The organism is Methylomonas sp. MS20, from assembly GCF_050275925.1.
Lineage (GTDB): Bacteria > Pseudomonadota > Gammaproteobacteria > Methylococcales > Methylomonadaceae > Methylomonas > Methylomonas koyamae_A.
This window is the reverse complement of sequence record NZ_CP189962.1, coordinates 4,773,815-4,785,898: the sequence shown is the minus strand read 5'-3', so window position 1 is coordinate 4,785,898 and position 12,084 is coordinate 4,773,815. Positions and strand designations below refer to the sequence as shown.

The window sequence follows — 12,084 nt, the reverse complement described above, 5'->3', positions numbered from 1 at the left end:
ATTAGTCCGTTAGGGCGTCGAGATTCCAAGGCAACAGCGCTTCGAACTCTTCGACAGTTTTTGCGGTGGGAAGCTTTCGGAACAGATCGACCAGATAGGTGTAAGGGTCGACGCTATTGGCCTTGCAGGTTTCGATCAACGAGTAAAGATTAGCGCTGGCACGGGCGCCGGCCACCGTATCGCAAAACAACCAATTGCGGCGGCCCACCACGAAGGGGCGTATGGCGTTTTCGCAGAGGTTGTTGTCGATGGGCCAAGCGCCGTTGTCGACGAAGCGGATCAGTTTGGACCACTGCGATGACAAGTAATGCAAAGCCTTGCCCAGCAAACTACCGGGGATTACCGCATGCAGATGTTGTAGCAGCAGGGCTTCGATTTTGACCAAAACCGGTCGGCTTTGCTCCTGGCGCCGCTGCCCACGCTGTTCGACGCTCAGGTCTTCCGTCTGAGTTTCAATCGCGTACAGTTCACCCATCGCCGCGATAAACTGCGTCGCCAGTTGCTCCGGGCCGCGCGCGGCTTTAGGAATGGCGGCTTCGGCCTCGACAAAATAACGCCGCGCATGCGCCCAACAGCCGAGGTGAATCGCACCCCGGCTGGCTGCAATGGCGTTATACACCTCATAGCCGTCGCTCATCAGTACCGCGCCGGGTTTGATGCCTTCATACAACGGCTGCGCATGCGTTCCGCCGCGCCCCGGCGTGTAGCTGAACAGCCGAATCGGCGGTCCGGAGCCGGTCATTTGTGCCCACAGATAGCTTTTGCTTTGCGCGGCTCGGCCGGATTCTTTGAGCACTTGAACCACGGTTTCGTCGCCCAGGATCAGATCGGCATCGAGCAGATGGTCGCGCAGCAAGTTGATGATGGGTTGCACTGCGTCGCCAACCCGCACCATGCTAGCCGCCAGCGTGTTGCGCGACAGATCGCCGCCGAAACGGCTCAACAGCGCGGCTTGCCGATACAGCGGCAGGCTATCCTGGTATTTGGCGGTGACGACCCAGGCTAATGCCGTTTCGGTGAGTAAGCCTTTGGGGATGATGCGAACCGGTGCCGGCGTCACGCGAATGCTTTCATCGCAGCACGGGCAGGCATATTTGACGCGGTGATGTTGAATGACTCGCACCTGTTGCGGCACGATGTCGAGCTGCTCGCTGATTTCAGCGCCGATTTCCACCAGACGAGTACCGTCATGCGCACAGATGCGTTCGGCTTCCGCTAATTCATGGCGCACGATCTCACGCGGCAGATGCGGATCGAGCGGTTTGCGACCGCGTTTCTTACGGCGGTGACCGGCCACCTCGACCGCTTCGGGCGTGGCTTCCTCGGCGATTGGAGCACCGTTCGGCGCCAACACTTCGGCTTCGTTCAGGAACAGGTCGCGCTGGGCCGGATTGGCCCGCGCCTCGGATTTTGCGGCATACAGCCTATGCAGAAAGGCATCCACACGTTCTTTCAATAAATCCCGCTCGACCGTCACCAACCGCAGTTGACTCGCCAGCCGTTGCTGCTCGGCCAGCAAGGCTTGGTAGTCTTCGGTGGACAGCGTGATGGTGGGCGTCATGCCGTTATTTTACCGGCTTTACATCCGCGTTTCAGCCCACTTGGGTATAGGTTCGTGCCGGATGCGGCCGCATCGCGGCCAAGTCAATACCGGCTAACAACCAGTGGAGTTGCTCGACCGTCAACATCACAACTGCTGCCTCTTTCGGCCAGTGAAAACGGTCGGCTTCCAGCCGCTTGAGCATCAACCAAAAACCGGTGCGGTCCCACAACAGCAGTTTGATCCGATCCCGCCGGCGGTTGCTGAACACGTAGATGGCCGGCTCGAACGGATTCAAGCCTAATGCCTGCTCAACCAGCAGCGCTAAACCATTGATGGCCTTGCGGCCGTCGACCGGCTCGCGGTGCAGGTAGACCTTCAATCCTGCGTCGAAACGAAACATGGCAGCTCGGCCAACGCCTTCAAAATCACCGGCAGGTCGCTCAGTGCGACAGGCTGTAACGCGAGTTTAACGCCGTTGGGCAACTCCGCACTGAGCGCTGACTCAGCCGGTTTCTCTGCGCTCAGCGACTGAACGGGCACAAAAGCCGGCAACGTTAATGGACTGTTCGGATTCGGATGTCCTGTTTCTCGGTAATGCCCCATCCACTTGCGCAGCAGATTGGCATTGATACCGTATTGCAGAGCGATCTTGGCAACCGATGTGCCCGAATGCAAGCAAACTTTCACTAGCTCCCGCTTGGCTTCCGGATCATAAAGGCAACGGCCGTCTCGCCCGTGCCCCACGATTAATGGCCGCGATAATCGCGTGTTATGCTCCTTCATAGGTGTCCACCTGATTATAAGTGGACACTATCTTCGTTCCTTTCGAGCTGTTTATACAGATGCTGTTAAAGGACCGCTTACGGAGTTTAGGCACATAGAACAGAATTCAGATAGCTCTTTCGGATTCGATTATACCGAAAATAGGGCAACCGCCAATTTTGCTGTGCGATTTTAATTTGCCTACTCGATATGTACGACGGATTTTATAACCTTAACCAAAAGCCTTTTCAATTAAGCGCGGATCCGGACTTCTTTTTTCAAAGTACAGTTCATAAGCGGGCTTTGGCATACATGCACTACGGGCTAACTCAGGGAGAGGGTTTTGTTCTAGTGATTGGATCGCCTGGTACTGGCAAGACAATGCTGGTTAAAAGTTTAATTAAGAATCTGAACAAGGACAAATTGCTCATTGGGGTAATGATGACCTCTCAGGTTGGGCCTGAAGATACCTTGCGGATGGCCGCATCCACGTTTGGATTTAAATTTACGTTAAGTGATAAAGCTAGTTTATTGACTGGTTTTGAACGTTTTATCGTCGAAAAGGCGCGTGAAGGTCGACGTCTTTTGTTGATCGTTGATGAGGCGCAGAATTTGCCTAAGCAGTCCCTTGAAGAGCTTAGGATGTTGACAAATTTAGATGTGAATGGTCACCCTGTTTTTCAGGTGTTTTTGATAGGCCAAACTGAGTTGAAGCGCACCATATATTCGGCCGATATGGAGCAACTTAAGCAGCGCATTGTTTCTACGTTTCAACTTGATCCCTTAGATGTCGAGGAAACTAGAGAATATATTTTGTTTAGATTACAAACCGCTGGTTGGCAAGGCAAGCCAGAGTTCGGCGTCGGTGTTTTCGAGGCTATCCACCAATTTACCGGAGGTATTCCGCGTCGGATTAACACTTTGTGTGATCGATTGATGCTTTTCGGTTATTTGGAAGAACTCGGTCTTATTGATGAGCAGTCGGTTAACCGGGTTATCGTTGAGGTTAAGGAAGAAATGTTATTGGAAGGCGGAGATGAATCGCGTCCAGAGGATTTGCCGTTACACTCGGCCCATTCTCGTAACAGTGAAGATATGGATTTGGAAACGCGAATAGGGCGGTTGGAAGATTTGGTTACTAATCTTCGCAGCACCATCAATAAGGAAAGAGCGCTACTTAGGAAAGCGATTTTGCTACAACTGGACATGGATCCGGTCTACGACGACACCTCTAGTTCGGAATAGTTCATGAAATCGAATGTGCTTGTTTGCGTCGTCGGCGCGCGCCCAAACTTTATGAAGATGGCGCCAATTATTAAAGCTTTGAAAGCGGTAGGTCAGCCGATAGTTCCCTATCTGGTGCACACCGGGCAGCACTACGATCAAGCGATGAAAGACACGTTTTTCCAACAATTAGGGATCCCGGAGCCTGATCGAGATCTTGGGGTTGGATCTGGCAGTCATGCTGTTCAAACCGCTAACACGATGCTGCGATTCGAGCCGGTGTTGGATGAGGTGTCGCCTTTCGCGGTATTGGTGGTCGGCGACGTCAACTCGACAATCGCATGTGGGCTGGTTGCGGTTAAGAAAAGCATCCCTTTGATACATGTTGAGGCCGGGCTGAGAAGTTTCGATCGGGATATGCCGGAAGAAATCAACCGAGTTTTAACTGATCAAATTTCAGATCTGCTGTTTACGACCGAGCGCGGCGCTCTCCATAACTTGGAGCGAGAAGGTATCGATGAAGGGCGGGTGTGCTTTGTTGGCAACGTGATGATCGATACGCTGTTAGCGAATTGTCAGCAAGCTGTGACGCCCGATCTGACGCTAGCGACCTATGGGAGTTCTCTAGCGATAAAGGAAGAAGGCTACGCGTTGCTTACCTTGCACCGTCCGTCCAATGTTGACGATCCTGATACACTGGTGCGTTTGATCAAAACCGTCGGTGAAATTAGTAAGAGGCTTCCCGTAATTTTCCCTGTGCACCCTAGGACACAGCAAAAAATTGCCCACGAGGGTTTGCTCGACGAATTCTCAACTGAACGTGTTTCTCTATTGCCGCCAGTTAGCTATTTGGAAATGCTGGGACTGATGCGAGCAGCGCGAGTGGTTCTGACAGATTCGGGGGGGCTACAGGAGGAAACTACCGCCCTGGGGGTTCCGTGCGTCACGTTGCGAGAAAATACAGAGAGGCCGATAACGGTTACCGACGGTACAAATACGATTGTCGGTACCGATGCGGAAAAAATTAAGGCCTGCGTCCACGAGATATTAGACAGCGGCGGTAAAAGGGGGCGGATTCCAGAGTATTGGGATGGTAACGCGGCGACACGGATTGTCGAGCGTTTGTTGCAGCGTTATTTCTAAGTGGGTATATGAAGCCTCAACGCATCGTTAACGCCATGACGGTGGATGTGGAAGATTACTTCCAAGTATCCGCGTTTGAACCCTATATTTCTAGTTCCGATTGGGATGATCTGCCGCATCGGGTCGAAGCCAATACCCAACGGATTCTGGATTTATTCGATGCGTATAAAGTAAAAGCTACCTTTTTTACATTGGGATGGGTCGCGGAACGCTATCCCAATTTAATACGCCGCGTTGTGCAGGATGGTCACGAACTGGCTTGTCACGGCTATCGACACATTAGAGTCACCCAGCAGTCTCCGGAGCAATTTCGGGAAGACATTCGGGTTAGCAAGCAAATTCTGGAAGACTTAGCCGGACAAGCGGTCATCGGTTATCGGGCGGCGAGTTATTCGATAGGCGCAAATAATCTTTGGGCCTTGGAAATATTGGAGGCTGAAGGTTTTATTTACAGTTCCAGTATTTATCCAGTCAAGCACGATTTGTATGGAATGCCCGGTGCGCCGCGATTTGCCTATCGGCCCGACAATGCACCAGGCTTGTTGGAAATACCGATAACCACATTGCGCATATTCGACCGTAATTGGCCCTGCGGTGGCGGCGGCTTTTTCCGCTTGTACCCCTATGCTGTGTCGAAATGGGCCTATCAGCGTCTCAACGATATCGAAATGCAGTCGGGAGTTTTTTATTTCCATCCTTGGGAAATCGATCCGGAGCAGCCTCGGCAGGCCAATCTGCCTGCGAAAGCTCGGTTTCGCCACTATTTGAATCTTGATAAAGTCGCTGGCCGCTTGGAAAGGCTGTTGAGCGACTTTGAATGGAATACCATGCAAAAGGTATTTTTATCGGAATCCGTGAAATCCACAACACCGCCATGATCAAATTACTCGAACCATCGCAAGCCCCGCGTTGGGATGCTTACGTGATGGCTGCGGCCGACTCCACCTTTTTCCACTTGTCCGCGTGGCAACGCGTTATTGCCGCTGCCTTCGGTCACGATACTTATTACTATTATGCCGAGCAGGACGGCGAAATTACCGGCATTCTACCGCTGACGCACATCAACAGTTTACTGTTTGGAAACACGCTGGTTTCGAATGCCTTTTGCGTATACGGCGGCATTGTTGCCAGTAACGACGAGGCGTTCCGTGCGTTACAGGCGCAAGGCAAACAATTGGCCAGAACTTTGAACGTTGATTGCCTTGAAATGAGAAATCGCGTTCAAACGCATCGCGATTGGCCGCATAAAGCGTTGTACGTAACATTTCGCAAAACGCTCGATTCCGACCACGAAAAAAACCTGAACGCGATTCCCAGAAAACAGCGAGCGATGGTGAGAGCGGGCATCAAAGCGGGTTTGGTCGGTGTAGTAGATAATGATGTGGATCGATTGTTTCAAGCGTATTCCGAAAGCGTCAGAAACTTGGGGACTCCCGTGTTTCCGAGGCATTATTTTAAAGTACTAAAAGAGGCTTTCGGTAACGATTGCGAGATATTATCGATCGAGCACGAAGGTCGTTTAGTGGCTAGCGTGATGAATTTTTATTTCAAGGATGAAGTTTTGCCTTATTACGGCGGCGGCACCGAGGCTGCTCGAGACTTAAAAGCTAACGATTTCATGTATTGGGAGGTCATGCGGCGGGCGGTGGATAGAGGCTGTCGCTTGTTTGATTACGGGCGCAGCAAGATCGATACTGGCTCTTATCGCTTCAAGAAGCACTGGGGCTTTGAGCCCGAGCCGCTGTACTACGAAATCGATTTGGTGAAGGCGAAGCAGATTCCGGACATCAATCCGTTGAATCCCAAGTATCGATTATTTATTGCAGCCTGGAAGAGGCTGCCGCTGCCAGTCAGTCAGGTTGTGGGACCATGGCTGGCCAAGGATTTGGGATAATTCGTGCCTAAGCTGCTATACCTGGTTCATCGGATTCCGTTTCCCCCCAACAAGGGTGACAAAATTCGCTCGTTTCATTTTCTGCGAGCGCTAGCCAAACGGTACGAGATATTCCTCGGCACTTTTGTGGATGATCCTGAAGACCGCCAATATATTGAAGCGCTCAAGCCTTATTGCAGGGATGTATGTTGTGTGGAATTGTCGCCCGGCCTCAATAAGCTTAAAAGCGCGCGCGGCCTATTCAGCGGCGAGGCGTTGAGTCTGCTGTATTATCGAAATATTACATTGCTTCGTTGGGTTGATCAGGTCATAAGTACCGAGGGTATAGACCGCGCGCTGATTTTCTCGTCGCCTATGGCTCAGTACGTCGAGCGTTACCCCGAGTTAAGGGTCGTCGCGGATTTCGTCGATGTCGACTCCGATAAGTGGAGTCAATATGCTCGCAGTAAAAGCTGGCCGGCCGCTTGGATCTATCGGCGCGAAGCTCGGACTTTGTTACGTTATGAGACACAAATTGCCAGTCGGGCGGCGAAGACGATATTTGTTTCGGAACAGGAATCCGCGTTGTTTAAGACCCTGGCGCCGATCGCGAAAGACAAGATTGATTTCGTAAATAACGGTGTCGATACTGATCGTTTTGATCCTAAAGTGGCTGATGATTCGCCGTTTCCGAGCGGACAATCCCCCATCGTATTTACAGGTGCCATGGATTATTGGGCAAACGTCGATGCGGTCAAGTGGTTTGCCGAGACTGTGTTCCCGGAGATCAAGCGACAATGCCCGCATGCTAAGTTTTACATAGTCGGTTCCAAGCCTGCCAAGGAAGTGCTGCAGTTATCGGAAAACGACTCGGCGGTGATCGTTACCGGCAAAGTCGACGATGTGCGACCGTATATTGTTCACGCCCGTTTGATCGTGGCACCGTTACGTATTGCTCGAGGCATACAGAACAAGGTTTTGGAAGCTATGGCGATGGCTAAGCCCGTGGTCGCAACGTCGGCGGCGATGGAAGGGATATCTGCTGGTCAAGAGTTGCAGGTCGCCCTCGCCGATGAACCAAATGAGTTTGCCGAAAGGGTTGTGTCTTACCTGCAACAACCTACTGTTTACGCCGAAGACAACCGTCGGTTTGTCGAACGTGCGTTTGGCTGGTCCGCGAATGCCGATAAGCTTTTGACTTTGCTCGGAGGTTAAGGTCGACGATGGACGAAGCGGTGCCTTTGGTTGTGCATATCATTTACCGCCTCGGCATCGGCGGTTTGGAAAATGGCTTAGTTAATATCATTAACAAAATGCCGAAAGAACGTTATCGGCATGCCATCATTTGTTTGGCCGATGCGACAGATTTTACCCAGCGTATCGACCGGTCCGATGTCGTCGTCCACCAGTTGCATAAGAAACCGGGGCAGGACTGGGCGTCGTTTTATAAGGTTTATAAGTTGTTTAAGGCTTGGAAGCCTGCGGTTGTGCATACCCGAAATCTAGGGGCTATCGAATATCAGGTTTGCGCGTGGTTGGCTCGAATACCCTACCGGGTTCACGGGGAACACGGCTGGGACGTGTTTGATCCTGACGGCAATAACCTAAAGTATCAGCGCTTGCGTCGAGCGTTGGGGCTAATCATTCATCGATTCATTCCATTGTCCAAACATTTGCAGGATTATTTGCAGGAAAAGGTCAAAATTCCGGCAGCTAAAATCACTCGCATTTGTAACGGTGTTGACACAAACCGGTTTTATCCTCGCGATTGCGATCGGGCGGCTCCAATGCATTGCGATATGCCTTTGTCCGGGAAAGTCGTCATAGGCACGGTGGGTCGTATGCATGGAGTAAAGGATCAATTGACACTGGTTAGGGCATACATTCATGCTTGCCAAATGTATCCGGGCTTTGCTGGAGTGGCTCGACTTTGGTTGATAGGGGACGGGCCTTTGCGTGCAGAGAGTGCGGGCCTACTGACGGATGCCGGATTGTTAGACCAAGCTTGGATGTCTGGTGATCGTGACGACATCCCCGATATTTTGCGTTGCCTGGATATTTTTGTGTTGCCATCCAAGGCCGAAGGTATATCCAATACTATACTGGAAGCGATGGCAACGGGGCTTCCAGTGTTGGCGACGAGGGTTGGAGGCAATCCCGAGCTGATCTTGGACGGAGAGACAGGGATGCTGGTCGAAAAGGAAAATCCGGAGGCTATGGCAAGGGTGCTAGCGGAGTGGGTTGCCGATTCCGACAAGCGTCGCCGTTTTGGGGCGGCCGGATTGGAGCGCATCCGCCAGGAGTTTTCGATCGATAATATGGTGTCTCGCTACCAACAGGTTTATGACGAGCGATAAATAGCGCCGGAGAATAATAATATGTGTGGCATCGTGGGGATATTCGATATGCAAGGCAGCGGGGAAATTGACCGCGAATTGTTGTCGAAAATGAACGAATCCCAGTTTCATCGTGGACCGGACGAGGGCGGTCTGCATAGCGAGCCCGGCTTGGGCTTTGGGCATCGTCGTTTGTCGATCATCGACTTGTCTAGCGGTCAGCAACCGATGCACAGCGCGGATAGAAATGTCGTCCTAACCTACAATGGCGAGGTATACAACTTTCCCGAGTTGCGCGGCGAGTTGGAAGCCTTGGGCTACAGCTTCAGAACTCACTGCGATACCGAGGTAATACTCTACGCTTGGCAAGCGTGGGGAGAAGCTTGCGTGGAGCGACTACGGGGTATGTTTGCGTTTGCGTTGTGGGACAGACCACAACAAACCTTGTTCCTCGCGCGTGATCGATTGGGTGTCAAGCCGTTGTACTACTCACTATTGGCTAACGGACATTTCATATTCGGTTCCGAGTTGAAGGCGCTTAAGCAGCATCCGCTGCTGCCAACTCGGATTGATCCGACGGCGGTCGAGGACTATTTCGGTTTCGGTTACGTGCCAGACCCTAAAACAATTTATCGGGATGTCTATAAGCTGGAGCCGGGGCATTGTTTGGCGATTCGGCGCGGAGACGAACGGATTAAGCCTCGTCAATATTGGGATGTGACTTTCGACCCCGGTAATTTCTCCAGCATGGATGCTGTCGGTGAAGAGTTGATCGAACGCTTACGGGAGGCTGTTAAAATCCGGATGATGGCTGACGTGCCTTTGGGAGCCTTCCTGTCGGGCGGCGTTGATTCCAGCGCGGTCGTGGCTTTAATGGCCGGTTTGTCCGACGATCCGGTTAATACTTGCTCGATTTCGTTCGGCGATCCAAAATTCAACGAATCGCAATTCGCGGCTCAAGTTGCCGGTCGATATCACACTGCTCATCGGGTCGAACAAGTCGATCCCGATGATTTCAGTCTGATTGATTGCTTATCCGGTTTGTATGACGAACCCTATGCCGACAGTTCCGCATTACCCACTTATCGAGTTTGCGAGTTAGCCAAAAAACAAGTGACCGTGGTGTTGTCCGGGGATGGCGGCGACGAAAATTTAGCGGGTTATCGGCGCTATCGCTGGCATACCTACGAGGAGAGAATGCGTTCTTTATTGCCGGACGGTTTGCGGATGCCTTTGTTTTCGACCTTAGGTCGGGTCTACCCAAAACTCGACTGGGCACCGAAGGTATTTAGAGCAAAAACCACGTTGGAGTCGATAGGCCGAGATTCTATGGCGGGCTATTTTCATAGCGTGTCGGTGCTGTCTAATGGCATGCGTCAGCAATTATTTAGCGAGCAGCTAAGGGCGGAATTGCAAGGTTACGGCGCAATCGAGGTATTTCATCGATATCGGGAAAAAGCACCGAGCGATCCTCTGTCTATGGTTCAATATCTGGATCTGAAGACTTACTTAGCCGGTGACATCCTGACTAAAGTCGACAGGGCAAGCATGGCTCACGCCTTGGAAGTCAGGGTTCCGTTGTTGGACTACAAACTGGTGGAATGGATGGCGACATTGCCGCCGTCTTATAAGCTCAATGGTCGTGAAGGCAAATATTTGTTTAAAAAGTCACTGGAGTCTTATCTTCCGAACGATATTCTGTATCGACCTAAAATGGGGTTTGCCGTGCCTTTGAGCAGTTGGTTCCGAGGGCCTTTGAAAGAACGCGTACGGGAGGCCTTGTTGGGTAATACGCTTGGTCAAACGGGTTGGTTTAATCGCACTTACTTGGAGCATATGGTCACCCAACACCAGGCAGGTTTGCGAGATTACAGCGCTGCAATTTGGTCGCTGTTAATGTTCGAGGCGTTTCTTAGAAATGCCGGGTTTTGACGCTGGTTAACTTGTACGAGCGGGCAATAGACATTAATTAATTGATTTGCTAGAGTGCGAACCAATTCAAGTTTTTCTAAGTGGCGGTGTAATATGCGATTCGAAGAAGATGATAGCCTGATCGAGAACGGTCAACTGCAAGAGGGCAAGCAAGTCATTGATAAATCCAGAAGAAAGTTTGCTAAAGCTGGCGTTGCGGTTCCTGTCATCCTAACTTTGGCTAATCGTCCTGCATGGGGAGGGGGTACTGGTGGCGTTGACGAATGTACCATTTCTGGGTTTCATTCAATAGGTCCGAATAGAACTGCGTACTCCGGTAATATTGTGACTAATCCGGGGCCGCGTCCCCCGAAGCATTATTGCGACAACCCGAGTCAGTGGCCTTTAAGCAAATGTAAGCCTCACTCGAGTAAACACGACACGGGTGGAACTTTGGAAGGGGGATCTGGGTGTCGACGAGATAGAACGGCGCCAAACTCTTGGACCTCAAACCGGAACGACACTCAAAAGGGGCAATGGAACTTAAATGCGGTGTGGACTAAAAGCACTCAAGCGCCGAAAACGAAGAGTGAATTGCGATCCAACGGCCAGAATGACTATGCGACTCTTAAGCGTAACGAGGCCACCTACGGATATTATATCTTCAGTGATACTGCGTTAGGGCCTACCACCAATGCCAACAAAACGTTAAACGATTGTATAAAAGAGCTGGATCAAGGGACTGATATAGGGTTGGATAACTGTATGGCTTGGTTGTTTGTTAACGCTTGTGATGGCAAACATGTGGTTGGAAGCTCGCTGTCGGATGTCCAAGCTTGTTTTCAGGCGGTAAAGACCGGAGGTAAGTATAAAGTTGGTGCAGTAGATTGTTCAGCCCAGGATATTATTGACTTTTGCCATCACTTGATCGCTGACGGTTGCACGGCGTAAGACAACAGTCTTCTGGTTTTATGCTCTGGCGAGTAGTTGGAGAAGTCTATTGCGTGGATTGGGGTGATGGGGTCGTGATTTATCATCGCAACTCCGGTACTACGTTTTTGTTTGAGGCGATGCCGTTAGAGCTGATTCAGCGATGTTTTCAGCCTACGCCATTTGATCAAACGATGCTTGAAGACATCATCGGAAATTTCGACTTATCGGATAAATCGCGCGACAAAGCTGGGTATTTAGAAAGTCTGATACAGGTTTTGTTGCAAAAAGAATTAATTGAGCCGGTAAATTGAGATTACAGCATTTGCCTTTCCAGGAGGTTAATAGCCGACTGCGAAATA

Annotated in this window: 12 protein-coding genes; 9 read left to right on the top strand and 3 right to left on the bottom strand. The window is 51.1% G+C overall.

All coding sequences use genetic code 11. The annotated features are described in order from the left end of the window. Position 1: 1 nt before the first annotated feature. Genes tnpC through ACQE3D_RS21245 form a run of 3 tightly spaced genes read right to left on the bottom strand, consistent with a single transcriptional unit; the run spans position 2 to position 2,326 of the window. Complete coding sequence (tnpC, locus tag ACQE3D_RS21255; protein WP_313728405.1) at positions 2-1,561, bottom strand: IS66 family transposase; 1,560 nt, start codon at positions 1,559-1,561, stop codon at positions 2-4. Between the two features lie 31 nt (positions 1,562-1,592). Continuing rightward, positions 1,593-1,943: an IS66 family insertion sequence element accessory protein TnpB gene (tnpB, locus tag ACQE3D_RS21250; RefSeq protein ID WP_313727828.1), complete on the bottom strand. Its 351-nt coding sequence runs from the start codon at positions 1,941-1,943 to the stop codon at positions 1,593-1,595. Continuing rightward, a complete protein-coding gene (locus ACQE3D_RS21245; RefSeq protein WP_231883784.1) occupies positions 1,919-2,326 on the bottom strand; it encodes a transposase in 408 nt (135 codons plus the stop codon). The genes tnpB and ACQE3D_RS21245 overlap by 25 nt, the downstream gene beginning before the upstream one ends. Before the next feature lie 189 nt (positions 2,327-2,515). On the opposite strand from ACQE3D_RS21245, the gene ACQE3D_RS21240 reads away from it, so the two are divergent. The 9 genes from ACQE3D_RS21240 to ACQE3D_RS21200 all read left to right on the top strand — a co-directional run bounded on the left by ACQE3D_RS21240 (position 2,516) and on the right by ACQE3D_RS21200 (position 12,036). Further along, positions 2,516-3,550 carry an XrtA/PEP-CTERM system-associated ATPase gene (locus ACQE3D_RS21240; protein ID WP_313730557.1) on the top strand — a complete coding sequence of 345 codons (1,035 nt, stop codon included), beginning with the start codon at positions 2,516-2,518 and terminating at the stop codon, positions 3,548-3,550. Positions 3,551-3,553: 3 nt separating this feature from the next. Continuing rightward, complete coding sequence (wecB, locus tag ACQE3D_RS21235) at positions 3,554-4,672, top strand: non-hydrolyzing UDP-N-acetylglucosamine 2-epimerase (RefSeq protein WP_313730558.1); 1,119 nt, start codon at positions 3,554-3,556, stop codon at positions 4,670-4,672. Between the two features lie 8 nt (positions 4,673-4,680). Continuing rightward, positions 4,681-5,550, top strand: a complete 870-nt coding sequence (locus ACQE3D_RS21230) for an XrtA system polysaccharide deacetylase (protein WP_313730559.1) — start codon at positions 4,681-4,683, stop codon at positions 5,548-5,550. Then, positions 5,490-6,566, top strand: a complete 1,077-nt coding sequence (locus ACQE3D_RS21225) for a FemAB family XrtA/PEP-CTERM system-associated protein (protein ID WP_313730560.1) — start codon at positions 5,490-5,492, stop codon at positions 6,564-6,566. The genes ACQE3D_RS21230 and ACQE3D_RS21225 overlap by 61 nt, the downstream gene beginning before the upstream one ends. Before the next feature lie 3 nt (positions 6,567-6,569). Then, entirely contained in the window at positions 6,570-7,760 is a 1,191-nt protein-coding gene (locus ACQE3D_RS21220) for a TIGR03087 family PEP-CTERM/XrtA system glycosyltransferase (protein ID WP_313730561.1), read from the top strand. Positions 7,761-7,768: 8 nt separating this feature from the next. Then, positions 7,769-8,902, top strand: coding sequence for a TIGR03088 family PEP-CTERM/XrtA system glycosyltransferase (locus tag ACQE3D_RS21215; protein WP_313730562.1), 1,134 nt, complete (start codon positions 7,769-7,771; stop codon positions 8,900-8,902). 21 nt (positions 8,903-8,923) lie between these two features. Next, positions 8,924-10,813, top strand: coding sequence for an XrtA/PEP-CTERM system amidotransferase (locus ACQE3D_RS21210; protein ID WP_313730563.1), 1,890 nt, complete (start codon positions 8,924-8,926; stop codon positions 10,811-10,813). Positions 10,814-10,906: 93 nt separating this feature from the next. Beyond that, positions 10,907-11,743, top strand: coding sequence for a hypothetical protein (locus ACQE3D_RS21205; protein ID WP_313730564.1), 837 nt, complete (start codon positions 10,907-10,909; stop codon positions 11,741-11,743). A gap of 53 nt (positions 11,744-11,796) precedes the next feature. Then, positions 11,797-12,036, top strand: coding sequence for a hypothetical protein (locus ACQE3D_RS21200; protein ID WP_157197721.1), 240 nt, complete (start codon positions 11,797-11,799; stop codon positions 12,034-12,036). Positions 12,037-12,084 lie beyond the last annotated feature (48 nt).

What these genes read in the sequence shown, in the direction of transcription:
- tnpC (WP_313728405.1), bottom strand. Translation starts at nt 1,561, where the DNA reads ATGACGCCCACCATCACGCTGTCCACCGAAGACTACCAAGCCTTGCTG.
- tnpB (WP_313727828.1), bottom strand. Translation starts at nt 1,943, where the DNA reads ATGTTTCGTTTCGACGCAGGATTGAAGGTCTACCTGCACCGCGAGCCG.
- ACQE3D_RS21245 (WP_231883784.1), bottom strand. Translation starts at nt 2,326, where the DNA reads ATGAAGGAGCATAACACGCGATTATCGCGGCCATTAATCGTGGGGCAC.
- ACQE3D_RS21240 (WP_313730557.1), top strand. Translation starts at nt 2,516, where the DNA reads ATGTACGACGGATTTTATAACCTTAACCAAAAGCCTTTTCAATTAAGC.
- wecB (WP_313730558.1), top strand. Translation starts at nt 3,554, where the DNA reads ATGAAATCGAATGTGCTTGTTTGCGTCGTCGGCGCGCGCCCAAACTTT.
- ACQE3D_RS21230 (WP_313730559.1), top strand. Translation starts at nt 4,681, where the DNA reads ATGAAGCCTCAACGCATCGTTAACGCCATGACGGTGGATGTGGAAGAT.
- ACQE3D_RS21225 (WP_313730560.1), top strand. Translation starts at nt 5,490, where the DNA reads ATGGAATACCATGCAAAAGGTATTTTTATCGGAATCCGTGAAATCCAC.
- ACQE3D_RS21215 (WP_313730562.1), top strand. Translation starts at nt 7,769, where the DNA reads ATGGACGAAGCGGTGCCTTTGGTTGTGCATATCATTTACCGCCTCGGC.
- ACQE3D_RS21210 (WP_313730563.1), top strand. Translation starts at nt 8,924, where the DNA reads ATGTGTGGCATCGTGGGGATATTCGATATGCAAGGCAGCGGGGAAATT.
- ACQE3D_RS21205 (WP_313730564.1), top strand. Translation starts at nt 10,907, where the DNA reads ATGCGATTCGAAGAAGATGATAGCCTGATCGAGAACGGTCAACTGCAA.